22 protein-coding genes and 1 riboswitch are annotated in these 23,603 nt (G+C 65.3%); of the genes, 15 read left to right on the top strand and 7 right to left on the bottom strand.

Translation table 11 applies throughout. From position 1 onward, the window contains the following. The first annotated feature begins 172 nt into the window (after positions 1 to 172). The 5 genes from VVT58_RS09620 (at position 173) to cobA (ending at position 8,069) form a co-directional block, all read left to right on the top strand. Entirely contained in the window at positions 173 to 1,432 is a 1,260-nt protein-coding gene (locus tag VVT58_RS09620; protein ID WP_327752636.1) for a nitrate/nitrite transporter, read from the top strand. 300 nt (positions 1,433 to 1,732) lie between these two features. Further along, on the top strand, positions 1,733 to 4,237 hold the full coding sequence (nirB, locus tag VVT58_RS09615; RefSeq protein WP_327752637.1) for a nitrite reductase large subunit NirB: 2,505 nt from the start codon (positions 1,733 to 1,735) through the stop codon (positions 4,235 to 4,237). Positions 4,238 to 4,242: 5 nt separating this feature from the next. Beyond that, positions 4,243 to 4,578, top strand: coding sequence for a nitrite reductase small subunit NirD (gene nirD / locus VVT58_RS09610; protein ID WP_327752638.1), 336 nt, complete (start codon positions 4,243 to 4,245; stop codon positions 4,576 to 4,578). 112 nt (positions 4,579 to 4,690) lie between these two features. Then, complete coding sequence (locus VVT58_RS09605) at positions 4,691 to 7,300, top strand: molybdopterin-dependent oxidoreductase (protein ID WP_327752639.1); 2,610 nt, start codon at positions 4,691 to 4,693, stop codon at positions 7,298 to 7,300. After that, the gene (gene cobA, locus VVT58_RS09600; RefSeq protein ID WP_327752640.1) at positions 7,287 to 8,069 is read left to right on the top strand and encodes a uroporphyrinogen-III C-methyltransferase; all 783 of its coding nucleotides are present in this window, start codon (positions 7,287 to 7,289) and stop codon (positions 8,067 to 8,069) included. The genes VVT58_RS09605 and cobA overlap by 14 nt, the downstream gene beginning before the upstream one ends. Positions 8,070 to 8,161: 92 nt before the next feature. Here the strand turns inward: cobA and VVT58_RS09595 are convergent, their stop codons facing one another. Both VVT58_RS09595 and VVT58_RS09590 read right to left on the bottom strand, forming a co-directional pair. Further along, complete coding sequence (locus VVT58_RS09595) at positions 8,162 to 8,698, bottom strand: molybdenum cofactor guanylyltransferase (RefSeq protein WP_327752781.1); 537 nt, start codon at positions 8,696 to 8,698, stop codon at positions 8,162 to 8,164. Continuing rightward, positions 8,698 to 9,681, bottom strand: coding sequence for a threonine/serine dehydratase (locus VVT58_RS09590; protein ID WP_327752641.1), 984 nt, complete (start codon positions 9,679 to 9,681; stop codon positions 8,698 to 8,700). Before VVT58_RS09590 ends, VVT58_RS09595 begins: the two co-directional genes overlap by 1 nt. A gap of 81 nt (positions 9,682 to 9,762) precedes the next feature. Next, a riboswitch (cobalamin riboswitch) is annotated at positions 9,763 to 9,977 on the top strand. 171 nt (positions 9,978 to 10,148) lie between these two features. Here VVT58_RS09590 and VVT58_RS09585 point away from each other — a divergent pair. Next, positions 10,149 to 11,993, top strand: a complete 1,845-nt coding sequence (locus VVT58_RS09585; protein ID WP_327752642.1) for a TonB-dependent receptor domain-containing protein — start codon at positions 10,149 to 10,151, stop codon at positions 11,991 to 11,993. 42 nt (positions 11,994 to 12,035) lie between these two features. Here VVT58_RS09585 and VVT58_RS09580 read toward each other — a convergent pair whose 3' ends face one another. Continuing rightward, positions 12,036 to 12,839 carry an ABC transporter substrate-binding protein gene (locus VVT58_RS09580; RefSeq protein WP_327752643.1) on the bottom strand — a complete coding sequence of 268 codons (804 nt, stop codon included), beginning with the start codon at positions 12,837 to 12,839 and terminating at the stop codon, positions 12,036 to 12,038. Positions 12,840 to 12,934: 95 nt separating this feature from the next. On the opposite strand from VVT58_RS09580, the gene VVT58_RS09575 reads away from it, so the two are divergent. Together VVT58_RS09575 and VVT58_RS09570 are read left to right on the top strand one after the other, a co-directional pair. After that, positions 12,935 to 13,930, top strand: a complete 996-nt coding sequence (locus tag VVT58_RS09575) for an iron ABC transporter permease (RefSeq protein ID WP_327752644.1) — start codon at positions 12,935 to 12,937, stop codon at positions 13,928 to 13,930. Then, the gene (locus VVT58_RS09570; protein WP_327752645.1) at positions 13,924 to 14,703 is read left to right on the top strand and encodes an ABC transporter ATP-binding protein; all 780 of its coding nucleotides are present in this window, start codon (positions 13,924 to 13,926) and stop codon (positions 14,701 to 14,703) included. Before VVT58_RS09575 ends, VVT58_RS09570 begins: the two co-directional genes overlap by 7 nt. Positions 14,704 to 14,753: 50 nt before the next feature. Here the strand turns inward: VVT58_RS09570 and VVT58_RS09565 are convergent, their stop codons facing one another. Continuing rightward, positions 14,754 to 15,908 carry a penicillin-binding protein activator gene (locus VVT58_RS09565; protein WP_087575285.1) on the bottom strand — a complete coding sequence of 385 codons (1,155 nt, stop codon included), beginning with the start codon at positions 15,906 to 15,908 and terminating at the stop codon, positions 14,754 to 14,756. 83 nt (positions 15,909 to 15,991) lie between these two features. Here VVT58_RS09565 and rsmI point away from each other — a divergent pair, with 83 nt between their 5' ends. The 4 genes from rsmI (at position 15,992) to VVT58_RS09545 (ending at position 18,904) form a co-directional block, all read left to right on the top strand. After that, entirely contained in the window at positions 15,992 to 16,834 is an 843-nt protein-coding gene (gene rsmI, locus VVT58_RS09560; RefSeq protein WP_405053693.1) for a 16S rRNA (cytidine(1402)-2'-O)-methyltransferase, read from the top strand. Continuing rightward, on the top strand, positions 16,831 to 17,199 hold the full coding sequence (locus tag VVT58_RS09555; protein ID WP_327752647.1) for a YraN family protein: 369 nt from the start codon (positions 16,831 to 16,833) through the stop codon (positions 17,197 to 17,199). The genes rsmI and VVT58_RS09555 overlap by 4 nt, the downstream gene beginning before the upstream one ends. A 36-nt stretch (positions 17,200 to 17,235) precedes the next feature. Next, positions 17,236 to 18,210, top strand: coding sequence for a glutathione synthase (gene gshB / locus VVT58_RS09550; protein ID WP_066555125.1), 975 nt, complete (start codon positions 17,236 to 17,238; stop codon positions 18,208 to 18,210). Between the two features lie 94 nt (positions 18,211 to 18,304). Next, positions 18,305 to 18,904, top strand: coding sequence for a DedA family protein (locus VVT58_RS09545; protein ID WP_087575289.1), 600 nt, complete (start codon positions 18,305 to 18,307; stop codon positions 18,902 to 18,904). Here the strand turns inward: VVT58_RS09545 and VVT58_RS09540 are convergent. Beyond that, positions 18,901 to 19,797, bottom strand: a complete 897-nt coding sequence (locus tag VVT58_RS09540) for a tyrosine recombinase XerC (RefSeq protein WP_066555133.1) — start codon at positions 19,795 to 19,797, stop codon at positions 18,901 to 18,903. The two genes, VVT58_RS09545 and VVT58_RS09540, sit on opposite strands and share 4 nt — an antisense overlap. Before the next feature lie 62 nt (positions 19,798 to 19,859). Between VVT58_RS09540 and VVT58_RS09535 the strand changes: the two genes are divergently transcribed. Together VVT58_RS09535 and nadA are read left to right on the top strand one after the other, a co-directional pair. Then, on the top strand, positions 19,860 to 20,738 hold the full coding sequence (locus VVT58_RS09535) for an MBL fold metallo-hydrolase (protein WP_405053737.1): 879 nt from the start codon (positions 19,860 to 19,862) through the stop codon (positions 20,736 to 20,738). 100 nt (positions 20,739 to 20,838) lie between these two features. Next, positions 20,839 to 21,825 carry a quinolinate synthase NadA gene (gene nadA, locus VVT58_RS09530; protein WP_066555137.1) on the top strand — a complete coding sequence of 329 codons (987 nt, stop codon included), beginning with the start codon at positions 20,839 to 20,841 and terminating at the stop codon, positions 21,823 to 21,825. Between the two features lie 18 nt (positions 21,826 to 21,843). On the opposite strand, the gene VVT58_RS09525 is transcribed toward nadA, so the two are convergent. After that, positions 21,844 to 22,329: an SRPBCC domain-containing protein gene (locus tag VVT58_RS09525; protein WP_327752649.1), complete on the bottom strand. Its 486-nt coding sequence runs from the start codon at positions 22,327 to 22,329 to the stop codon at positions 21,844 to 21,846. Continuing rightward, the gene (locus VVT58_RS09520; protein WP_327752650.1) at positions 22,326 to 22,649 is read right to left on the bottom strand and encodes a metalloregulator ArsR/SmtB family transcription factor; all 324 of its coding nucleotides are present in this window, start codon (positions 22,647 to 22,649) and stop codon (positions 22,326 to 22,328) included. Before VVT58_RS09520 ends, VVT58_RS09525 begins: the two co-directional genes overlap by 4 nt. An 87-nt stretch (positions 22,650 to 22,736) precedes the next feature. On the opposite strand from VVT58_RS09520, the gene nadC reads away from it, so the two are divergent. After that, the gene (gene nadC, locus VVT58_RS09515; RefSeq protein ID WP_327752651.1) at positions 22,737 to 23,600 is read left to right on the top strand and encodes a carboxylating nicotinate-nucleotide diphosphorylase; all 864 of its coding nucleotides are present in this window, start codon (positions 22,737 to 22,739) and stop codon (positions 23,598 to 23,600) included. The last annotated feature ends 3 nt before the right edge of the window (positions 23,601 to 23,603 follow it).

The following is a 23,603-nucleotide window of genomic DNA, read 5'->3' as shown; positions in this document are numbered from 1 at the left end:
ATAAGATAAGAGTCGCGCGACGAAGCGCGTTTTTCGGGATGAGCCCTTCCCAAGGCTGGGATCGCGTTCTCCCTACGATTTTACAGCAAAGCCGCTGGCCGGATTTCGCAAAGAGCGAGGTCCGGAAGCGGCTTTTTTCGTGCCCATTTTACAAGATTCGAGGGACATCATCATGGCAACTGCTCATTGGGAGAGCCCGAAAGGGGGCGAAGGGCCAGAAGGTCAGAAACAAACCGGCCAGACCGGTTTCTGGAAGGCCGGGCATACGCCGACCCTGATCGCCGCTTTCCTCTATTTCGACCTCGCCTTCATGGTGTGGGTGCTGTTGGGGCCGCTGGCGCCCTCCATCTCCAAGACGCTGGGCCTGACACCGGCTGAAAAGGGGTTGATGGTCGCCGTGCCGACGTTGGCAGGGGCCGTGCTGCGCGTCGTCAACGGCCTGCTGGTCGACCGGATCGGCTGCAAGCAGGCGGGCGCAATCAGCCAGGTGATCGTCATCCTCGGTCTTGCGACGGCGTGGTTCATGGGCGTCAACAGCTTCGGCGGCACGCTGGCGCTGGGCGTGATCCTGGGCTTTGCTGGCGCGAGCTTCGCCATCGCGCTGCCGCTCGCCAGCCGCTGGTATCCGGCCGAGCATCAGGGCAAGGCCATGGGCCTGGCCGGCATGGGCAATTCCGGCACGGTGCTGGCCTCGCTGTTCGCGCCGATGCTGGCCAAGCTGTTCGGCTGGAACGCGGTGCTGGGTCTGGCCTGCATTCCCCTGACCATCGTCTTCGTCATCTATATGATCATGGCCAAGAACGCGCCCAATGCGCCCGCGCCCAAGAAGCTGGTCGACTATTTCCACCCGCTGAAAAGCGCCGACGCCTGGTGGCTGATGGGCTTTTACTCGGTGACTTTCGGCGGTTTCGTAGGGCTGGCCGCCTCGCTGCCGATCTACTTCACCGACCAGTTCGGCCTGACCCCGGTGGTTGCCGGTTATTGCACGGCTGGCTGCGTGTTCGCAGGATCGCTGGTGCGTCCGATGGGCGGCGCGCTGGCTGACAGGATCGGCGGCGTCAAGGCGCTGATGATGGTCTATATCGCCGCCGCGCTGGCGCTGTCGGGTGTTGCTTATGCGCCGACGCTGGTCGCCGCCCTTGGCTTCTTCGTCGCCGCGATGCTGGCGCTGGGCGTGGGCAATGGCTCGGTGTTCCAGCTCGTGCCGCAGCGCTTCAAGGAAGAGATCGGCGTCATGACCGGGCTGGTCGGCATGGCGGGCGGCATCGGCGGCTTCTACCTGGCATCCTCGCTGGGTATCGCCAAGCAGCTCACCGGCAGCTTCGCGCCCGGCTTCCTGATCTTCGCGGGTCTGGCCCTGGTCGCGTTCCTTGGCATTTCCCTGGTTCGCGCCCGCTGGCGCACGACCTGGACCAGCGCTGCCCGCATCTGATTGCTTCACGCTCTGACAGGAGGGGAGGCGGCGGCCCGCGACAGGCCGCCGCCCTTTTCGCGTTTGCGATAAAATGCGGTGGCGTGGAAGCAAAATACATCGTGCTGCGAGGAATCGCTTGACCTCGTCGCGATTCGGAATATGCTGCAATGCAAGGGACAGGGTTGTCCTTCTTCCATAGCTGCGGTGGTCCAGGGACGGACGATCAAGGCGCTTATGATGGCAAGGCCGCCATCCAGACCTTCGGTTTCAAAGCCGAGGGTCCGGATGGCGGCCTTTTTCTTTTTCTGGAGTCAAGGGATGGATTTTCAGAACAACGGACCGGAAGCGGCGAACGAAGAGGACATCTTCGTGCCGTCCGAGGATGTTCAGGAACATCTGGTTGTCGTGGGCAACGGCATGGCCGGTTGCCGCGCGGTCGAGGAACTGCTGGCGCGCGACAAGGATCGCTATCGCGTCACCATCTTCGGCGCAGAGCCTTATGTGAACTATAACCGCATCATGCTCTCGCCGGTTCTGGCCGGGGAAAAGAGCTTCGATGACATCATCATCAACAGCCGCGAATGGTATTCGGAAAATAATATCGAGCTGATCGCGGGTGATCCGGTGACGGCCATAGACCGCACCGCAAAGACCGTCACGAGCCAATCGGGTCGCACCGTCGGCTATGACAAGCTGCTGATCGCCACCGGGTCGGACCCCTTCATCATCCCGGTTCCGGGGAAGGATCTGCCCGGTGTCATCAGCTTCCGTGACATGAAGGATGTCGACACCATGCTGGAGGCCGCCGATAAGGGCGGTGACGCGGTGGTGATCGGCGGCGGCCTGCTCGGCCTGGAAGCCGCGCACGGCCTCACCCTGCGCGGCATGAAGGTGACGGTCATCCACCTCATGGACACGCTGATGGAGCGGCAGCTCGACGAAGCGGCGGGCTGGCTGCTCAAGAGCGCGCTGGAAGGGCGCGGCCAGACCATCCTGACCGGAGCCAATACCGAAGCCATCTATGGCGACGGCAAGGTCGAGGGCGTGCGCCTCAAGGACGGCACCGAAATCCCCGCCAGCCTGGTGGTGATGGCGGTGGGCATCCGCCCCTCGATTGCTCTCGCCCGTGAAGCCGGGCTTGAGGTCAATCGCGGCATCAAGGTCGACGATCACATGGTGACGAGCGACCCCGATGTCCTCGCGGTCGGTGAATGCGTCGAGCATGACGGCAATGTTTACGGCCTCGTCGCGCCGCTTTGGGAAATGTGCCGCAGCCTCGCGGACGGCCTGACGGATCAGCATACCGGCTACAAAGGCTCGGTCACTTCGACCAAGCTGAAGGTCGCGGGTCTGGACGTTTTCTCCGCCGGTGACTTCTCGGGCGGTGAGGGCTGCGAGGATATCGTCCTGCGCGACGCTTCGCGCGGCGTGTACAAGCGCGTCGTCGTCAGGGACGATAAGGTCATAGGCGCCGTGCTCTATGGCGACACGGCGGACGGCGGCTGGTATTTCGACCTGCTCAAGAAACAGGAAGACGTCGCGGACATCCGCGACCTGCTGATCTTCGGTCAGGCTTTCGCCTCGGGAGGGGGCGCGCTGGACCCTAAGGCGGCCGTTGCGGCGCTCTCGGACGATGCCGAGATCTGCGGCTGCAACGGCGTCAGCAAGGGCCAGGTCGTCGCCTGCATTGCAGCGGGCAATTGCAGCCTCGACGCGGTGCGCGGCACCTGCAAGGCGTCGGCGAGCTGCGGAAGCTGCACGGGGCTGGTCGAAAATCTGCTGGCGGTGGTGTTGGGCGATGACGTTCAGTCCGGGCCGAAGACGATGTGCAAATGCACCAGTTTCACCCATGACGACGTCCGCCGCGAGATCGTGGCGCAGAATATGCGCTCGATCCCCGAGGTGATGCAGCTTCTGCACTGGTCGACCCCGGATGGCTGCTCCTCCTGCCGCCCCGCGCTGAACTATTATCTGCTCTGCGCGCTTCCCGGTGAATATCAGGACGACCAGCAGAGCCGCTTCGTTAATGAGCGCATGCACGCCAATATCCAGAAGGACGGCACCTATTCGGTCGTTCCGCGCATGTGGGGTGGTCTTACCAACCCGCGTGAATTGCGCGCCATTGCCGATGTGGTCGAGAAATATGATGCGCCGATGGTGAAGGTCACCGGCGGCCAGCGTCTCGATATCTTCGGCATCAAGAAGGAAGATCTGCCCGCCGTCTGGGCCGACCTCAATGCCGCGGGCATGGTATCGGGTCACGCCTATGGCAAGTCGCTGCGCACGGTGAAGACCTGCGTCGGGTCGGAATGGTGCCGCTTCGGCACGCAGGACTCCACCGGCCTTGGCGTCAAGATCGAGCGGATGACCTGGGGGTCGTGGATGCCGCACAAGTTCAAGATCGCGGTGTCGGGCTGCCCCCGCAATTGCGCCGAGGCGACGATCAAGGACTTCGGCGTGGTCTGCGTGGACTCCGGCTACGAACTGCATGTCGGCGGCAATGGCGGCATCCATGTCCGTGCCACCGATCTGCTCTGCAAGGTCGCGACCGAGCAGGAGGCGATGGACTATTGCGCCGCCTTCACCCAGATCTATCGCGAGGAAGCGCGCTATCTGGAGCGCACCGCGCCGTGGATCGAGCGTGTCGGCGTCGACTATATCAAGCAGCGGATCGTGGAAGACGAAGCGGGCCGCGAGGCGCTCCGCAGCCGCTTCCTCTATTCGCAGAGCTTCAGCCAGGATGATCCCTGGGCGCAGCGCGCTGCCGGTGCGGACAGCGAACTGCACCAGCCTCTCGAACCCATCGCCATCGCTGCGGAGTGAACGACATGACCGATTGGATCGACATCGGAACGCTGGCCGACATTCCCCAGCGCGGCGCCCGCACGGTGCAGATTGCCGGAGAGAAGGAAATCGCCGTCTTCCGCACCGGCGACGACCAAGTCTTCGCGCTGGTCAACGAATGCCCGCACAAGCAAGGCCCGCTGAGCCAGGGCATCGTGCACGGCCACAGCGTCGCCTGCCCGCTCCATAATTGGAACATCGCCTTGAAGACGGGCGAGGCGCAGGGCAATGACGAGGGCTGCACGCCGACCATCGAGGTCAAACAGGAAGGCGGTCGCATCCTGATCGCCCGCCCGGCCAAGCTCAAGGCGGCGGCATGAGCTTCCGGTCCCTGCTCTTGCCGGCAGGGGCCAGGGTGGAGGGGACGTGCTGTCCATCCCTTGCGGCACGCACCTCCACCCAATTCTCTCTCAAGGAAGATGAGGTAAGGGCATGACTCAGGCCATCCGCACCACCTGCGCCTATTGCGGCGTCGGCTGCGGCATCTCGGCCACGCCGACCGGCCCGCGGTCGGTCACGATTCTGGGCGATGAGGCGCACCCGGCCAATGGCGGGCGCCTCTGCTCCAAGGGCACGCATCTGGGCGAGACGGTGGGCCTGACCGGCCGCCTGCTCCACCCGATGATCGGCAACAAGCGGGCGAGCTGGGACAAGGCATTGGACCTTGTCGCCAAGCGTTTTCGCGAAACCGTCGAGCGCTACGGTCCCGACAGCGTGGCTTTCTACGTCTCCGGCCAGTTGATGACCGAAGACTATTATGTCGCCAACAAGCTGATGAAGGGCTTTATCGGCTCGTCCAATATCGACACCAATAGCCGCCTCTGCATGTCCAGCGCGGTCGCCGGTCACAACCGCGCCTTTGGCGAGGATGTGGTGCCCGCCAGCTATGACGATCTGGAGGAAGCGGACCTGATCGTGCTGGTCGGCTCCAACACCGCCTGGTGCCACCCCATCGTCTATCAGCGCATCCAGGCCGCCCGCGCCGCGCGTGGCACCAAGCTGGTCGTCATCGACCCGCGCCGTACCGAAACCTGCGAAGGCGCCGACCTGCATCTGCCGGTGAAGCCGGGCACCGACGTCGCGTTGATGAATGGCCTGCTGGCATGGTGCGACGCCGAGGGGATCACCGATCCCGGCTATGTGGCCGATCATGTCAACGCCCCCGAAGGCTTCTGGGAGCATATCCGCACCGGCCATGACCTCTGGAGTACGGCCAAGACCTGCGACATCGCACCCGCGCTGCTGGAGCAGTTCTACAAGCTGTTTGCCGCGACCCCGCGCACGGTCACGATGTTCAGCCAGGGCATCAACCAGTCGATCCGCGGCACCGACCAGGTCAACGCGATCATCAATGTCCACCTCGCCACCGGCCGCATCGGCAAGCCTGGCGCGGCGCCTTTCTCGATCACCGGCCAGCCCAATGCCATGGGCGGGCGCGAGGTGGGCGGCTTGGCCTCGACGCTGGCCTCGCACATGGACTTCGCGCCGGAAAATGTGGAGCGGGTGGGCCGCTTCTGGGCCGCGCCTGCCATGGCGACCAAGCCGGGCCTCAAAGCCGTCGATCTGTTCCGCGCCATCAACGAAGGCCGGGTCAAGGCGCTGTGGGTGATGGCCACCAACCCCGCCGTGTCGCTGCCCGATGCTGGCCGCGTGCGCGAGGCGCTGGAGGCCTGCCCCTTCGTCGTGGTGTCGGACATCATGGCCGACACCGATACCGGCGTTCATGCCGATGTTCGCTTGCCCGCCGCCGGCTGGGGCGAGAAGGACGGCACCGTCACCAATTCGGACCGCACCATCAGCCGCCAGCGGCCCTTCCTCGCGCTGCCTGGCGAAGCCAAGCCCGACTGGTGGATCGTCAAGGAAGTCGGCCGCCGCATGGGCTGGCGCAATGCCTTCGCCTATGACCGGCCTGCCGATATCTGGCGCGAACATGCCCGCCTGACCGCCTATCAGAATGACGGCCAGCGGGTGTTGAACCTGCGGGCGCAGGCCACTATCGGCAATGATGCCTATGACGCCATGGAGCCGTTCCGCTGGGGCGATACGCCCTTCACCGATGGCCGCTTTCCTACGCCCGACGGCAAGGCGCGGCTGGTGTTGACGAAGCAGATGGAGATTCAGGAGCCGCTCAAGCAGTGGCCGATGACGCTCAACACCGGGCGTTATCGCGACCAGTGGCACACGATGAGCCGCACTGGCCTGTCGCCCAAGCTCGCCCGCCATCGCGAGGAGCCGCTGGTGGAAATCCACCCGCAGGATGCCGAAGCGCTGGGCATCGTCGACCGCGACCTCGCCCGCGTCCAGACCGCGCAGGGCAACAGTCTTTTCCGCGTGAGCCTGAGCGAAGGCCAGCGTCCGGGCGAGATCTTCACGCCCATCCACTGGACCGATCAAATGTCGAGCGGCGGCCGCACGGGCCTGCTGCCCCGTCCGCTGGTCGATCCGCATTCGGGCCAGCCCGGCTTCAAATCCACCCCGGCCAGCGTCGAGAAGGTCGCGACCGAGTGGAAGGGCTTCCTGATCCTGCATGGCGATCAACCCGTCAAATTGCCTTGTCTCTGGTCCACCCGCATCACCGTGCCGGGCGGCGCGCTGTACGAGATCGCTGGCAATGGCGACCCTGTGCGGCTTGAGGCCTGTCTGCCCAAGGGCGACCGCGTCGAAGCCATCGACCAGACGCGTGGCACTCGCCGCATCGCCATCATCAGCGAAGGCCGCCTTGCGGGCGTGCTGTTCGTCACCCGCACCGGCCTGCTGCCCTCGCGCGACTGGCTCATCAGCCAGCTTGAAGTCGAGGGGGTGGGAGCCTCCGTCCTTGCCGCGCGCGGGCCGGGCAACCAGCCCGACAAGGGGCCGACCGTCTGCGTCTGTTTCGACATCGGCCTTTACCAGATCATGGCGGCGATCCGTGAACAGCAACTGGTCGATGTGCCCGCCATCGGCAAGGCGATCGGCGCCGGGACCAATTGCGGGTCTTGCCGTCCCGCGCTCGCCAATATCCTTGCTCAAACCACGCAGGAGACGCTCCATGCAGCCGAATGAACTGATCGCCCCCGGTGAGGTCTGGCTGGTCGGCGCAGGTCCCGGCGACCCGGACTTGCTGACCCGCAAGGCCGAAAAGCTGATCGCGGCGGCGGAGATCGTCTTTTACGATGCGCTGGTGGGGCCGGGCGTGCTGGACCTGATCCCCGAGGGCGTGGAGCGGGTGAGTGTCGGCAAGCGCTCCGGCCGCCATTCGAAAGCGCAGGAGAGCATCAACGACCTGCTGCTGGCGGCGGCGAAGGCGGGCAAGCGCGTCGTGCGCCTCAAGGGCGGCGACCCCTCGGTCTTCGGCCGCTCGGCGGAGGAGATGGAGCATCTGGCGGCGGATGGCATTTCCTTCCGCATCTGCCCCGGCATCACCACGGCCAGCGCGGCGGCGGCGAGCGGCCATACCTCTCTCACCCTGCGGGGCGTGGCGCGGGGGTTGACGCTGGTGACGGCGCATCTCAAGGCGGGCGAGCCGCTGAAGCTGGACTGGGAAATGCTGGCGCGTCCGGGCGGCACGCTCGGCATCTATATGGGGCGCGCCGCTGCGGGCGAGATCAGCCGCTCGCTGATTGCCGCCGGGCGTGATCCCGAAACGCCGGTGATGGTGGCGGTCAACGTCTCGCTGCCCAATGAACGGCTGATCCGGGGGAAGCTGTCGGCGCTGGCCTTCCTGGTGGCGACGATCAGCGATGAAGATCCGACCTTGCTGATGATCGGTGAGGCGGTGGCGGGCACTTACGCTTCGGCGGACATGTCGGTGAGTGCTACGCTGACGGTTTGAACTGAAGCGATGTGCTCCTGCGGAGGCAGGAGCCCAGTTCGAACACCTGATCTGGGTTCCTGCCCTCGCAGGAACACGCTGCTTTGTCGATTCTATTGATTACTCTTTTCCAACTTCTCCAAATCCTCGGGCCGATTGATATTGGGCAATATAAACTCCGGCCGCTCGACGATCCGGGCGCCGATCCGTTCCAGCCAGCCATAGATTGATCGGTTGTTGTCCTCGGCCAGATGCGTGTCCAGTTCGGCCGCTAATGAAACAGGCCAGAACCCCGCCAATTGCTGGCCTTTGAGGATCGCCGCACCTTCACCGATCAACGCTTCCGCCAGCCCGTCCGGATAGGCGGGAACATCGCACCCCGTCGTCAGCACCGCGTCATAGCCTTCCGCCAGCGCATGATGCAGCGCTGCGTTCAGTCCGCCCAAAGGCCCCATATCCGCCGCCGGTCGATCCGGCAGCCCGATCATTCCGTCCACTTGTCGTCCGCAAATCACGACCGCCTCGACATGGCGCCCTAGCGCCGCCGCCGCATGGTCCAGCAGGGTTCGCCCATCCAGCATCGCCAGCGCCTTGTCGCTCCCGAACCGGCTGGATCGCCCTCCGGCCAGAACCGCTCCCAGCAACCGCATCATGCCCCTCCCGAGATGATCCGGGCATAGGCGTCCGGGTCGACATTGCTCCCCGAAATCACCACCACGCTCGCGCCCTTCGCGGCCGGAGCCAGCCCCGCCAGCATCGCCGCCAGGGCGACCGCGCCGCCCGGTTCGACCACCAGCTTCAACGCTGAAAAGGCGAAGCGCATCGCTTCCCGCACCTGATCGTCGTTCACCACCAGGCCACCGGACAGCAACGCCCGATTTATCGGAAAGGTCAAAGCCCCCGGTGTGGGTGACAGCAAGGCATCGCAGATCGACCGTGCATCGGGCGAGACGCTTTCCCGGACTCCGCTGGCGAGCGACCGCGCCGTATCGTCGAACCCTTCCGGCTCGACCGCATAGATCGCCACGCCGGGCTGCCGCGCTTTCACCGCCGTCGCGATCCCCGACACCATGCCGCCCCCGCCGCAATTGACGAGGATCTGCCCGACCTCCGCGCCCAATTCGGCCGCCTGCTCCATTATCTCCAGCCCGATCGTCCCTTGCCCCGCCATGATGAAGGGGTCGTCGAAGGACGGCACCAACACTGCGCCGCGCTGGGCCACCAGCGCCGTCGCGATCTCCTCCCGGTTTTCGGTGAAACGGTCATAGGGGACGATTTCCCCGCCCAGCGCCCGCGTATTGGCCGTCTTGATGGCGGGCGCGTCGGCGGGCATCACGATCGTCGCCGCGATCCCCAGCAGCCGCGCGGCAAAGGCCACCCCCTGCGCATGATTGCCCGACGACCAGGCCACGACACCCGCCTTGCGCTCCGCCGCGTCCAATCGCGCCAGCCGGTTATAGGCGCCACGGAATTTGAACGAACCGCTGTGCTGCGTGCCCTCGAACTTCACCAGCACCCGCCGCCCGCAGCGCTCGTTCAGCACCGCATTCTCCAGCAGCGGCGTGCGGATCGCCGCCGGCGCGATGACCCCCGCGGCGTCCTCGACATCGGCGGCGCTAATGGCGAACGGCATGCAATCTCCTTCCGTGGCCGCCTCTTGGCATGGCCGATGCTTTCCCTTATGGCGCGGGGCGCGGGCGGGGCAAACCCCGTACGCAAAGAAGATCGCGCCGGTGCCCGAAAGGGCTGAAAACGGGAATGCGGTGCGGACGGGAAACCGTCTTATTCCGCGGCTGTCCCTGCAACTGTAAGCGGTGAGCGCGATGCATTTCGGTCGAACGACCGGCCACTGGACGACAAGTCCGGGAAGGCGTGCATCGCTGCATTGACCCGCGAGCCAGGAGACCTGCCGGCGCATGGTCGCTCTTGCCCTGGCCCAGGGGTTGGCCATGGCACGGTGTTTTCCGTCTGAGCGACGAAGCGGCGCAGGGCCGCATCGGTGCGGGGGGAGGGCATTGGCGTCGACTTCCCCCAGTTCCGACCGCGCGAGCGGATGCCCTGAGCCATGAAGTCGCAGCGGCGCTCAGGGAAACAGATATAATGTTGAAAGCCACCATCTCTCTTGCGGCTCTGCTCGCCGCCACGCCCGCGCTCGCGGAGGATGAGATCATCGTCACCGCGCTGGGCATCGAGCAGCCCCGCGACGAAGTCGGCCAGGCCGTCACCGTCATCGATGCCGACACCATCCGCACCCGCCAGAGCGTGAGCGTCACCGACCTGCTCGCCACCACGCCCGGCGTCCGCTTCAACCGGGCCGATGCGGTCGGCGGCGTCACCGGCATTTCGCTGCGCGGCGCGGAAACGACCCAGACGCTGGTGCTGATCGACGGGGTGAAGGTCAACGATCCCAGCAGCATTGGCGATGCCTATGATTTCGGCAATCTGCTGGTCGGCAACATCCGCCGGATCGAGGTGCTGCGCGGTTCCAACTCGGTGGTCTACGGCAGCCAGGCGATCGGCGGCGTCGTCAATATCATGACCGGCACGCCCGCCGAAGGATTCGCGGCCAACGCGTCGGTCGATTATGGCTATAGCGATACGCTGAATGCCAAGGCGGATGTTTCGGGCACCAGCGGCATCGCATCGGGCGGCCTTGGCGTCGCCTATTTCCGCACGGACGGCATCTCCGCCGAGGCTGGCGACGCGGAAAAGGACGGTTATGAAAATATCGCCGCCAACGCCAAGCTGAAGCTCGACTTCAGCGATGCCTTGAGCCTGGACCTGCGCGGCTATTACATCCATGCCGATCTCGACACGGACCTCTTTTCCTTCCCCCCGATAGACCGGACCGCCACCAGCACGCTTGATCAATATGTCGGCTATGCTGGCCTGAACCTCAGGCTGTTCGATGGCAAGCTGACCAATCGCGCGGCGGTGACATGGTCCCGCAACGATCGCGACTACACCTCCATTTTCGGCCCTTATGGCTATTCCGGCACGAATCTGCGTTTCGAATATGAAGGCGTTTATCAGCCGGTCGAACAGGTGAAGCTGGTGTTCGGCTATGAGCATGAGCGGCCGGATTATGATTTCGTCGGCTTCGGTTCGCATGACCGCGCGAAGATCGACATCGACAGCGTCTATGCCGTCGCCGTCGTGAAGCCGGTGGAGGGTCTGACGCTGACGGGTGGCGTGCGCCGCGACGATCATAGCCAGTTCGGCGGCGCGACGACCTTTGGCGCCAACGCGAACTACACGCCCAATGGCGGCCGCACCAACATCCGCGCAAGCTATGGCGAGGGTTTCAAGGCGCCCTCACTCTATCAGCTTTACGATCCCTTTGTCGGCAATAGCGGGCTGCGCCCGGAGCGGTCCAAGAGCTATGATATCGGCTTCGACCAGAAGCTGGCCGGGGATCGTGCTATCTTCTCCATCACGGCCTTCCGCCGCGACACGCGTGACCAGATCGACTTTGACGGCGCCTTTGGAGCATTTGGCGGCTATAACAATCTCGATCGCACCCGCGCCAAGGGGGTGGAAGCATCCTTCGCGCTGAAGCCGGTCGACGCGCTGACCGTTACGGCATCCTACAGCTATGTCGATGCGCGCAATCGCTCGCCGGGCAGCCCGGACGAAGGCCTGCGTCTGCTGCGCCGGGCGCCCAATGCGGCCAGTGTGTCGGCGGACTATGTCTGGCCTTTCGGCCTGTCGACCGGCGCAACGATCACGATGGTGGATGACAGCGTCGATATTGACTCGAGCACGCACCAGCGTGTCCAGCTCGACGGCTTTGCGCTGGTTGGCGTTCGCGCGTCCTTCCCGATCAATGAGCATCTGGAAGTCTATGGCCGCATCGACAATCTGTTCGATGAAGGATACGCCACGGCTTATGGCTATGGCACCTATGGCCGGTCGGCCTTTGGCGGCGTGCGTGTCCGCTTCTGATGGAACAGGCGAGGGGCGGGCGTGACGCTTGCCCCTTCAGTGTCAGGGCGCAGCGTTGACCTGCGTCACGATAGAGCGCGCGGCCTCGACATAAGCGGGGCCGCCGCACACCGTCCATGCCTGCGGCACGCGGATGCGCGGGATGGCGCGCAGGATCGGATGGTGCAGCATTTCCGTCCCCTGATCGACGATCGTCTCGCTGCCGCTTTCGACGATCAGCCAGTCCGGGCGGGCGGCGAGCATCTCTTCCAATGGAAGCTGCGACAAAGCGGGCTTCCCCAGCTTTCCCGCCAGATTGACGAGACCTACGCGCTTCATGAGGTCATCGACCAGCGTGCCCGTCCCGGTCATATAGCCGCGCCGCTGATAATAGGCGGCAACCCCGCCGCGCCTGGATCGAGGCAGGGCGATGAGGTCGCGGTTCATGCGCGCAATCAGCGCTTCGCCCCGTTCGGGATGGCCGACCGCCGCCGCCACCTGCCGGATTTGCGCCAGGATCATGGGATAGCTGTCCGCGCTCGCCAGTCCCAAGGTCCGCCATTGGCCGGGAGGCGCTCCGACGACGCCGTTTCCGGAAGGAAAGCCGACCAGCAGATCGGGCCGGAGCGCCATCACTTCCTCGGCGGGCCGCTTGAGCGTCTTGAAGCGGCGCGCCTTGCCGACCGCCGCCGACAGCTCCGGATCATGCCCATAGGGGCTGAGCGCCGCGATTTGCCCCGGATCGGCCAGCGCCAGCACATATTGGTCGGCGCAGGTGTTGAGCGACACGATCCGTTTCGGCGGAGCGGGCGCGGCGCCGGTCAGCATGAGCGCGCAGAGCGCCGTCGCGATTATTCTGCCGCGCATCCAATTGCCTCTAAGTCTTGCCTCGAAAAGCAGCCGTGCTCCTGCCTTCGCAGGAGTAGGGAGCGCTGTAGCAAGCAACGGGAGGCGCGCAAGCCATGAGCGTGCGCCGCCACCCCCTGCTGATCCCCGCGCTGATCGCGCTGGCTCTGCTTGCCGCCCTCGGCTCTGTCACGCTTGGCGCCGTGCCGCTCTCTCCGGCGCGCATCTTCGCGGTCCTGATGGGCGGCGGCGATGATGTCGCTCGTGCCATCCTCATCGACCTGCGCCTGCCGCGCATGCTGCTCGGCCTGATCGTTGGCGCCATGCTCGGCCTGTCGGGCGCGGCGCTTCAGGGTTATTTGCGCAACCCCTTGGCCGAACCCTCCGTGCTGGGCGCGTCCAATGCTGCGGCCCTCGGTGCCGTGGGCGCGCTCTATTTCGGCTTGGCGCAGGCGCACCCGTTGGCGCTTCCGGCCTTGGCCATCGCGACCAGCCTCATCGGCATCGGCGCGCTGTTCCTGCTTGCCGGACCGGCGGAAAGCCCGCTCACCCTGATCCTCGCCGGGATAGCCATCGCCACGCTGGCGGGGGCGGGGATCAGCCTGTCGCTGAACCTCTCGCCCAATCCCTTCGCGGCGATGGAGATCATGAGCTGGTTGATGGGGAGTCTGGAAAACCGTGCCTACGGTCATGTCTGGATCGCGCTGCCCTGCGTGGCGGTCGGGGCGGCGCTGCTGATCGCGGATGGCCGGACGCTCGACGCGCTGACCCTGGGCGAGGATGGCGCGCAGGCGCTTGGAATCGATCTCCGCCGGGCGCGCCTGCGGCTGATGCTGGGCGTCGCCATAGGCGTGGGTGGCGCGGTGGCAGTGTCGGGCGCGATCGGCTTCGTCGGCCTGATCGTGCCGCATCTGGTGCGGCCGATGACGGATCGTTCGCCCTCCGCGATCCTGCTGCCTTCCATGCTGGGCGGCGCGGTGCTGCTGACGCTGGCGGATATCGGCGTGCGGCTGATCCCGACCAGCAGCGAACTCAAGCTGGGCGTACTGACGGCGCTGCTGGGCGTGCCCGTTTTCCTGATCCACCTGATGCGGGAGCGGCGGCTATGGTGACGATCCGCACGCAGGGGCTTTCCGTCCGCCTTGGCCGTCATCCGGCAGTGATCGGCATCGACCTTCATCTGGAGCCGGGACAGCTTGTCGGCATCATCGGTCCCAATGGCGCGGGCAAATCGACCCTGATCCGCGCGATGCTGGGCCTGGTGAAGCGGGAAAGTGGCATCGTCCTGATCGACGGCGCCGACAGTGCGCGCCTGACCCGGCGGGAAATCGCCCGACGCATCGCCTATCTGCCCCAGGGCCAGACCCTGCATTGGCCGCTGGCGGTCGAGCGGCTGGTGGCGCTGGGCCGGATGCCGCATCTGGGGCCGCTCTCGCGCCTCTCGACAGAGGATGAGGCGCAGATCGACGCAGCGCTTGCCCGCGCCGATGTGCTGCATCTCAAAGGGAGGGTGGCGACCGAACTGTCAGGCGGCGAGCGTGCCCGCGTGTTGCTCGCCCGCGCACTAGCGGTGGGCGCGCCTGCGTTGATTGCGGATGAGCCGCTGGCGGCGCTCGATCCGGGGCATCAGATCGATGTCATGGATTTGCTCAAGGCCGAAGCGCGTGCGGGATCGCTGGTCGTCACCGTGCTGCACGATCTTGGCATGGCGGCGCGCTATTGTGATCGGCTGGTGCTGATGGATCGCGGTTCGCTAGTGGCCGACGGCGCGCCACTCGATGTGCTGACCGAGGCGAGCCTCGCCAGCGTCTATGGCATTTCCGCCTGTATTGAGGCGGGTGGCGACTGGCCGCTGATCCTGCCAACGGGGCGTATCAAGAGCTGAACTTGCCGTCGTTCCCGCGCAGGCGGAAACGACGAGAAGGGGTGCGCCCGTTACTCCGCGAAAGCCCGAGGCGCGGGCGCGACCACCGTGAAGGTGCCCGCACCGATCTCGGAAACCTCCAGCGCACGTTCGGCTATCCCGTCGCGTCCGAACCGGAACGCCCCGTCGATTCCGGCAAAGCCCCCCGCATCGCGCAGCCGCGCCGCCGGGAAGGTGGTGCCCGGCTTCCAATCGCGCGCGATCCGCACCGTCAGCAGCACCGAGTCGTAACCCAAAGCCGACAGCCGAAACGGCGCATTGCCATAGCGCGCCCGATATTTGGTCGCGAGTTGGCCGTAGAGGCCATCCGACACGCTGGCGAACCAGGCGCCGCGCAGCGCCGGGCCGGACGCCAGACCGCTGTCGGTGTTCCAGAGTTCCGTGCCCAGCAGCCGCGCCGTCGCGCCGCCATTTTTCCGCACGATCGGCGCCACCTGCATCGCCACCTTGCCGCTGTCCGCGATCAGCAGCGCGTCATAGCTGGAAGATGCCTGCAATTTCTTGACCGCCGCGGTGATCGAGCCCGGCGTCCGGTCGAAGCTCTGCATCGACACCACGGTCCCGCCCACACCCTCGACCGCGCGCAGCAGGGCCGTGCCCGACCGCTCGCCATAGGTTCCCTTGGGCACCAGAGCGGCGAAATGCGACATGCCCTTGCCCTTGGCGAACTGGACCACGCGCTCGATCGACTGGTTGGGGTTATAGCCCATGATGTAGACGCCATTCCCGGCGACGCTGGTGTCGTTGGAGAAGCTGATCACCGGCACATTGGCCCGCGCCGCGATCGGCCCCACAATCCGCGCATCCTCCGCCAGCAACGGTCCCAGGATCAGCTTGTTGCCGTCCGCCAGCGCCTTGTTGACCGCCGCCGCCGCGCCGATGCCGGTGTCATAGGTGGTGATGCGCACCTTGTCGGCCTTGGTATCCAGCAGGGCGAGGGTGGTCGCATTGGCGATGGACTGGCCGACCCCCGCATTGGGTCCGCTCATCGGCACCAGCAGCGCGACGCGATGGCGCAGCGTATCGGTGGGCAGGCCTTCGGTGACTTCCGGGCCGGTCTGCGTGGGTCCGGGCTGAGCCGGACCTGGCCCCTTGGGCACGATCGACTGACAGGCGGCGACCAGCAGCGCAGTGGCTGCGAACAAAATCCGCCCGGCGCGTTGCATCCCCACCCCTTTTATCAAAGCGAACAAGTCCGCTTGCCGGGGGGCATCCGTCTCTGTCATCTGGCGTCCTTATGGAAACTGATATGAATCTTGGTTCTTTGGAGCTTGAGGCTGGGCTTTACATTGTTGCAGGGCCGATCGGCAACCTTGGAGACCTTACCCCCCGCGCGGCGGAAGTCCTGCGGCTGGCCGATGTAGTCGCCGTGGAAGATACACGGGTCAGCGCACGGCTGCTGCGCCATGCCGGGTCTGACCGGCCGATGGTGCCCTATCACGACCATAGCGCCGAAGGGGTGCGCGCCCGCCTGATCGAGCGGATGGCGAGCGAATCGGTTGCGCTGCTGTCCGATGCGGGAACTCCGCTGATCTCCGATCCGGGCTATAAGCTGGTGCGCGACGCCCGCGCCGCGGGGCGCAAGATCACGACGCTGCCCGGTCCGAGCGCCGCCATTGCCGCGCTGACCTTGTCGGGTTTGCCGACCGATCGTTTCCTGTTCATGGGCTTCCTGCCGTCCAAGCAGAAGGCCCGAGGGGATACCTTGGGCGAAGTCGCCGCCCTGCGCGCCACGCTGGTCTTCTACGAAAGCGGCCCGCGCCTGTCCGAAAGCCTTGCCGCCATGGCCGAGCATCTGGGCGACCGTGAGGCCGCCGTCTCCCGCGAGATCAGCAAGACGTTCGAGGAAACCGCCACCGGCACGCTCACCGAACTGTCCGCCCGCTATGCCGACGCGCCGCCCAAGGGCGAGATCGTCGTCATTGTCGGCCCGCCTGGCGAAGCCGCTCCCGCCAGCGCAGAGGATGCCGACGCGGCATTGCTCGAAGCCATGGAACGCCTTCCTGTCTCCAAGGCGGCGGGAGAGGTCGCCAAGAAACTCGGTCTCGACCGCCGCGCCCTTTACGACCGTGCGTTGGAACTCAAAGCGTGAAGAAGCCCCTAAGTGCCAAATTGGCGGCCCAAAAGCGGGGACGGCAGGCCGAACGCATTGCGGGCTGGTGGCTGCGGCTCAAGGGCTGGCAGATCGTCGGCCGCCGCCTGCGTACGCCCGCGGGGGAGGTCGATCTGGTCGCCCGGCGCGGCAAGATGCTCGCCTTCGTCGAGGTCAAGGCCCGCGCAACCGGAGCCGATCTCGACCTGGCCATCGACGAACGCCGCCTTTCGCGGGTTGCGGCGGCGGCGGAAATTCTCTTCCACGACCTTGCAAAACCGGGCGATGACATGCGAATCGACGTGATGCTCCTTGCGCCCGGCCGCCCGCCGCGCCATCTGGCCAATGTCTGGCACGGGGGCTAAAGGCCTTCCTGCTCTGGAAGGGAATTGAACACGCCTATGACCCAGCTCAATCCGCTCACCGTCGCCGTGCAGATGGACCCGATGGAAGGGATCAAGATCGGCGGCGATTCGACCTTCCACATCATGCTGGCGGGACAGGCGCGGGGGCACAGCCTCTATCATTATCTCGCCACCGACCTCACTTACCGCGACGGCCGCGTGCTGGCCAAGGCGCGCCCGGTGAAGGTGCAGAAGGTCGAGGGCGATCATTATGTCTTCGGTGAGCCGGAAACGCTCGACCTTGGCCGCGATGTCGATGTGGTGCTGATGCGCCAGGATCCGCCCTTCGACCTCAGCTACATCACCGCCACCCATTTGCTGGAGCGGGTGCAGGCAGAAACGCTGGTGGTGAACGACCCGGCCTCCGTCCGCAATGCGCCCGAAAAGCTGTTCGTGCTGGATTATGCGCGCTTCATGCCGCCGACGATGATCACCCGCGATCTGGATGAGGTGAAATCTTTCCTCGCCCAGCATGGCGAAGTCGTGGTGAAGCCGCTCTATGGCAATGCTGGCAATGCCGTCTTCCATGTGGGGCAGTCCGGCGCGAATCTCTCGGCGCTGGTGGAACTGTTCAACGCCTCCTGGGTCGAGCCCTTCATGGTCCAGGCTTTTATTCCCGGCGTCGCGGAAGGCGATAAGCGCATCGTCCTGATCGACGGCGAAGTCGCGGGCGCGGTCAACCGCATCCCCGGCGCGGGCGAGATTCGTTCGAACCTTGCCGTCGGCGGTTCGGCGGCGAAAACCGTGCTGACCGAGCGTGAACTGGAAATTTGCGAAGCCCTCAGTCCCGAACTCAAGCGCCGCGGCCTGCTGTTCGTCGGCATCGACGTGATCGGCGGCGAGTGGCTGACGGAGATCAACGTGACATCTCCCACCGGCATCGTCTCGATCGACGCCTTCAACGGCACCGACACAGGCGGCATGATCTGGGACGCGATCGACGCTCGGCTCGCTGCGCGGGCTGCTGCTTGATTTTGTGCTCGTCATCCCGGCGAAAGCTGGGATCTCGCGCCCCAGCCCGTGTTCTATGGAGAGAGATGCCATCCTCCGCCGGAATGACGCATAAATGACCGACTGGGTTCTCCGCCTGATCGACGCGGGCGGCTATTGGGGCATTTTCGCCCTGATGGTGATCGAAAATATCTTCCCGCCAATCCCGTCCGAACTCATCATGGGCATTGGCGGCATCCGCGTCGGACAGGGGCGGATGGACATGGGCTGGCTGCTCTTTGCGGGCACGATTGGCACGACCATCGGCAATTATTTCTGGTATCTGGTCGGCCATGTTCTGGGCTTCGGCCGATTGAAGCCGGTCATCGACCGCTATGGCCGCTGGGCGACGCTGGAGTGGAAGGATGTCGAGGCGCTCGACCATATTTTCGGCAAATATGGGCAGATCGTGGTGTTCGTCTTCCGCTTCATGCCTGCCTTCCGGACGATGATTTCCTTGCCTGCCGGCCTGTTCCGCATGGGCCATATGCGCTTCCTGCTATGGACCAGCGGCGGCGCGTTGGTGTGGAACGTCATCCTTGCCTATGCGGGCTATATTCTGGGCCAGAATTTCCGCGACATCGACAAATATGTCGGTCCTGTGGCGACGGCCTGCGTGATTGGCGCGATCGCCTTTTACCTCTGGCGTCTCGCCACCTGGAAACCGCGCGGCTAAGCTCGCGGATGCGCATTGCGGTAGATGTCGAGCAGATGCGCCGCATCCACCTGCGTATAGATTTGCGTCGAGGACAGGCTGGCATGGCCCAGCAACTCCTGCAACGACCGCAAGTCCGCCCCGCGCCCCAGCAGATGCGTCGCGAAGCTGTGCCGCAACGCATGGGGCGTCGTCCGGTCGGATAGCCCCAGCCGCCCCCGCGCACTCTGTACCGCCCGCCGGATTAACGCTGGCGATAGCGGCCCGCCCCGCGCCCCCCGGAACAGCTGCGCATCCCTTTCCTGCCGGAAGGGACAGAGCGCCACATAGGCCTCGATCGCGTCCCGCACCTGGGGCAGCAGCGGCACGATGCGCATCTTGCCCCGCTTGCCCGTCACCCGCAGCGTCTCGCCCAGCGGCAGCACCGCTCCGGTCAGCCCAATCGCTTCCCCGATGCGCAGGCCCGCCCCGTAAAGCAGCAGCAGCACCGCCCAGTCCCGCGCCCCGATCCATGGCTCGCGCGCCGTTTCGGCAATGTCGCCCGCCAGCGCGATGGCCTCATCGGGCGACACCGGGCGGGGCAGGCCGCGCTTTACCCGCGGACCTTTCATCATCGGCACGCGGGCATCCTCGCCACCGACAAATTTCAGGAAGCCCCGCACCGCCGACAATTCCCGCGCCGCCGAGACATTGCCGATCCCGTCCATCCGCCGCGCCGTCAGATATGCGCGCAGATCGGCCTGCTCGACCCCGGCCAGCAACGCCGCCGTCACCGCTTCGCCGCGATGCTCCTCCAGAAAGGCCACCAGCCGTTCGGCGGTCGCCACATAGGCGCGCACCGTATGTACCGACCGCCGCCGGTCGAGCGCCAGATGCCGCCGCCACTGTTCGCAAAGATCGCCTGAAGCCGTCATGGCGCCACTGTAGGGCAGGGGATCGCCCTTGAAAACCGCCCGGAAATGGGCACATGGGGGATATGGCACCTCCCTTCGACCTGGACGATCTCCCCACGGGTACGCTTATGCGGCTTTCTCCGCTGGTGGGGCGCGTGCTGGCGCCCAATCCGTCGCCCTTCACCTATACGGGCACGCAGACCTATGTGGTGGGCGGGGAGGATGTGGCGGTCATTGATCCCGGCCCGGACGATCCGGCGCATCTCGACGCGCTGCTGGCCGTGATAGGCGGCCGTCCGGTCAGCGCGATTCTCTGCACCCACACCCATCGCGACCACAGCCCCGCCGCCGCGCCGCTCAGCGCGCAGACCGGCGCGCCGATCATCGGCTGCGCGCCGCTGACGCTGGACGATGACGGTCCCCGCGCCGACGCCGCTTTCGACGCCGCCTACCGGCCCGACCGGGTGCTGGCGGACGGCGAACGGCTGGGCGGTCAGGGCTGGACGCTCGCCGCCGTCGCGACCCCCGGCCACACCTCCAACCATCTCTGCTTCGCATTGCTGGAGGAAAAGGCGCTCTTCACCGGCGATCATGTGATGGGCTGGTCGACCAGCGTCGTTTCGCCGCCCGATGGCGACATGGCCGCCTATATGGCGTCGATGCAGCGCCTGCTCGAGCGCGATGATGCCATCTATTATCCCGCCCATGGCGAGCCGGTGGAAAGCCCTCAGCGGCTGGTGCGCGGCATGATGGGCCACCGCAAGCAGCGCGAGGGCCAGATTCTTCGTTTCCTGGAACGCAACGGCGCATCGGAAATCCCGGCCATGGTCACGGAAATGTACAAGGGCGTCGACCCGCGCCTCCACAGCGCGGCGGGGCGATCGGTGCTGGCTCATCTGATCGACCTCGACGGACGCGGCATCGCCGGCGCGACGGGGGATGGACGGTGGCAGTTGCGTTGAAAAAACGCCATGCCGTCTCGATCGCCTGTCAATGAGATGCTGGCCAACAAGCGCAACGCCCGCTAGGGGCGCGCATGGAGGCCCGAGAGGAGTGAGGCACATGACTGCGATGACCACTATCCCGCAGGGGATCGACCTGCGCGCGGAAATCGACCGGCTGCGCAAGGAACGCAACGCCGTCATCCTTGGCCATTATTATCAGAAGCCGGAAATTCAGGACCTGTCCGATTTCGTCGGAGACTCCCTCGAACTCTCGCGCAAGGCGGCGGAGACGGACGCGGACGTGATCGCCTTTTGCGGCGTGCGCTTCATGGCGGAAACGGCGAAGATCCTCAGCCCCGAAAAGATCGTGGTGCTGCCCGACATGGACGCCGGCTGCAGCCTGGAGGACAGTTGCCCACCGGCGCAGTTCAAGGCCTTCCGCGAAGCCCATCCCGATCATATTGCCCTGAGCTACATCAACTGCTCGGCGGAGGTGAAGGCGCTCAGCGACATCATCGTCACCAGCTCGTCGGCGGAAAAGATCCTCTCGCAGATTCCCAAGGACCAGAAGATCATCTTCGGCCCCGACAAGCATCTGGGCGGCTATCTCAAGCGCAAGCTTGGCCGCGATATGCTGCTCTGGCCGGGCGTCTGCATCGTGCATGAGGCGTTCAGCGAGACCGAACTCCTAAAGCTCAAGGCCCAGCATCCCGACGCGCCGGTCGCCGCGCACCCGGAATGCCCGCCCTATATCGTCGACCATGCCGATTATGTCGGTTCGACCAGCGGCATATTGGAATTTTCCAAGACCATGCCCGGCGACACGCTGATCGTCGCCACCGAACCGCACATCATCCACCAGATGCAGAAGGCGGTGCCGGAAAAGACCTTCATCGGCGCGCCCGGCGCGGACGGCAATTGCAACTGCAATATCTGCCCGTACATGGCGCTCAACACGATGGAAAAGCTTTACCTGGCGCTGCGCGACCTCCAGCCGCGCATAGAGATGGACGAGCAGCTTCGCCTCGGCGCGAAGAAGAGTCTCGACCGCATGCTCGAAATGGCGAGCGGTACGGTGGGGCAGGGCGACCTCGGCAACCGTTGATCCAGGGGAAGGGCGGGATCAGCCCCCGCCCATTTCCGCCACCAATTCCGCTACGACCTCTTCCAACTGGTCGAGTCCGCTGTTCGTCCCTTCCTCGAAGCCCTGACCCAGATAATCGTCCCGCATCGCCTTGCTTTCGAAGACGGTGTGATGGGTGAGCAGCGTGCGCCCCTCCGCATCCTCGTCAAAGCTGATCGTCGTCACCATCACCGGCGATCCCGGTTCCTCGAAACTATTGTCGTAGCGGATGCGGCGATGGGGAACGATCTCCAGATAGGTGCCGCCAAAGGGTGGTCCCGGCTCGCCCTCATCGCTGGTCATCTGGAACCGGAAGCGGCCTCCCACCCGAAAATCCATCTCGCATTTGGTGAGCGGCCAGCCCACCGGCCCGAACCAGCGCTTCACATGGACCGGATCGGCATGGGCGGCGAAGACCAGATGGGCGGGGGCGTCGATCAGCCGGGTGATGAAAATCTCGCGGACGGATTGCGGTTCGTCGCTCATGATTCCTCTCCATTCAGATAGGTTTCCAGCCGGTCGTAGCTGGCGTTCCAGAAGACCTCATAATCGCCCAGCCAGTGCGCCGCCGCCCGAAGCGGAGCGGGTTCCAGCCGTACTGGACGGGTCTGCGCGGCCCGTCCCCGCGACACGAGGCCCGCCTGCTCCAATATCTTCAGATGCTTGGAAACGGTCGGCTGGCTGAGGCCGGACGGCTCGACCAGCGCATTCACGGTCGCTTCGCCTTTTGCAAGGCGGCTGAGGATCGCGCGGCGCGTGGGATCGGCCAGGGCGCTGAAAATCCGGTCGAGCTGTGTAGGCTGCAAAATAACGCTCTCCATCTATATAGCTAATAGGCTATATAATGAATCTGGGACTGTCAACCGCCCGGCGACTATGCCACATCGCTCGGCATGACCGCTGATTCTTACTCCTTTTCGCTCCCTGGCTTCGATCTCGACGCCTTCATCGCTTCCACCCTGGCGGAGGATCTCGGCCCCGATGGCCGCGACGTCACCAGCGAGGCGGTGATTCCCGGCGATGCGATCTTCGATGGCGTGATGGACAGCCGTGACGCCGTGACGCTGGCGGGCCTGCCGATCGCCGCCGCCTTCTTCCGCGTGCTCGACCCCGATGTGGAGGTCGAACTGCTGAAACAGGATGGCGACCGCGTGGCGGCGGGCACCGACATCATGCGCATCCGGGGCAAGGCCCGCGCCATGCTGACCGCCGAGCGGTCCGCGCTTAACACCGTCCAGCATCTGAGCGGCATCGCCACCATGACCCGCGCTTATGTCGACGCGATCCTGGGCACCGGCACGACCCTGCTCGACACGCGCAAGACCATTCCGGGCCTGCGCATATTGGAAAAATATGCGACCCGCATGGGCGGCGCGACCAATCACCGCATGGGCCTGTGGGATGCCGCGATGATCAAGGACAATCATGTCGCCGTCGCCGGATCGGTCGAGGAGGCCGTCCGCCGCGCCGCCGCCGCCGGCATCGCCAGCATCATCGTGGAGGTCGACCGTATCGACCAGATCGAACCGGCGCTTGCCGCCGGAGCCACCCATCTCCTCCTCGACAATATGGATGCGCCCACCTTGCGCGGCGCCGTCACACTGGTCGGCGGCCGCGTTCCCACCGAGGCGTCGGGCGGCGTGACGCTGGAAACCATCCGCGCAAAGGCGGAAACCGGCGTCACCTATATCAGCGTCGGCCGTCTGACCCAGTCGGCTCCGGCCGCCGATATCGGCCTGGATTTCGCTTTCGCATAGGGG

Origin of the sequence: Sphingobium sp. SJ10-10 (assembly GCF_036038995.2) — a bacterium.
Lineage (GTDB): Bacteria > Pseudomonadota > Alphaproteobacteria > Sphingomonadales > Sphingomonadaceae > Sphingobium.
Note: the sequence above shows the minus strand (reverse complement) of the source record. Positions and strands in the feature narration are given on the sequence as shown.

Coding starts and splice junctions, on each gene's coding strand:
- VVT58_RS09575 (WP_327752644.1), top strand. CDS start 12,935: ATGAGCGTGCGCCGCCACCCCCTGCTGATCCCCGCGCTGATCGCGCTG.
- rsmI (WP_405053693.1), top strand. CDS start 15,992: ATGAATCTTGGTTCTTTGGAGCTTGAGGCTGGGCTTTACATTGTTGCA.
- VVT58_RS09605 (WP_327752639.1), top strand. CDS start 4,691: ATGACTCAGGCCATCCGCACCACCTGCGCCTATTGCGGCGTCGGCTGC.
- nirD (WP_327752638.1), top strand. CDS start 4,243: ATGACCGATTGGATCGACATCGGAACGCTGGCCGACATTCCCCAGCGC.
- VVT58_RS09545 (WP_087575289.1), top strand. CDS start 18,305: ATGACCGACTGGGTTCTCCGCCTGATCGACGCGGGCGGCTATTGGGGC.
- nirB (WP_327752637.1), top strand. CDS start 1,733: ATGGATTTTCAGAACAACGGACCGGAAGCGGCGAACGAAGAGGACATC.
- VVT58_RS09585 (WP_327752642.1), top strand. CDS start 10,149: ATGTTGAAAGCCACCATCTCTCTTGCGGCTCTGCTCGCCGCCACGCCC.
- VVT58_RS09540 (WP_066555133.1), bottom strand. CDS start 19,797: ATGACGGCTTCAGGCGATCTTTGCGAACAGTGGCGGCGGCATCTGGCG.
- VVT58_RS09590 (WP_327752641.1), bottom strand. CDS start 9,681: ATGCCGTTCGCCATTAGCGCCGCCGATGTCGAGGACGCCGCGGGGGTC.
- VVT58_RS09620 (WP_327752636.1), top strand. CDS start 173: ATGGCAACTGCTCATTGGGAGAGCCCGAAAGGGGGCGAAGGGCCAGAA.
- VVT58_RS09525 (WP_327752649.1), bottom strand. CDS start 22,329: ATGAGCGACGAACCGCAATCCGTCCGCGAGATTTTCATCACCCGGCTG.
- cobA (WP_327752640.1), top strand. CDS start 7,287: ATGCAGCCGAATGAACTGATCGCCCCCGGTGAGGTCTGGCTGGTCGGC.
- gshB (WP_066555125.1), top strand. CDS start 17,236: ATGACCCAGCTCAATCCGCTCACCGTCGCCGTGCAGATGGACCCGATG.
- VVT58_RS09565 (WP_087575285.1), bottom strand. CDS start 15,908: ATGCAACGCGCCGGGCGGATTTTGTTCGCAGCCACTGCGCTGCTGGTC.
- nadC (WP_327752651.1), top strand. CDS start 22,737: ATGACCGCTGATTCTTACTCCTTTTCGCTCCCTGGCTTCGATCTCGAC.
- VVT58_RS09595 (WP_327752781.1), bottom strand. CDS start 8,698: ATGCGGTTGCTGGGAGCGGTTCTGGCCGGAGGGCGATCCAGCCGGTTC.
- nadA (WP_066555137.1), top strand. CDS start 20,839: ATGACTGCGATGACCACTATCCCGCAGGGGATCGACCTGCGCGCGGAA.
- VVT58_RS09570 (WP_327752645.1), top strand. CDS start 13,924: ATGGTGACGATCCGCACGCAGGGGCTTTCCGTCCGCCTTGGCCGTCAT.
- VVT58_RS09580 (WP_327752643.1), bottom strand. CDS start 12,839: ATGCGCGGCAGAATAATCGCGACGGCGCTCTGCGCGCTCATGCTGACC.
- VVT58_RS09535 (WP_405053737.1), top strand. CDS start 19,860: ATGGCACCTCCCTTCGACCTGGACGATCTCCCCACGGGTACGCTTATG.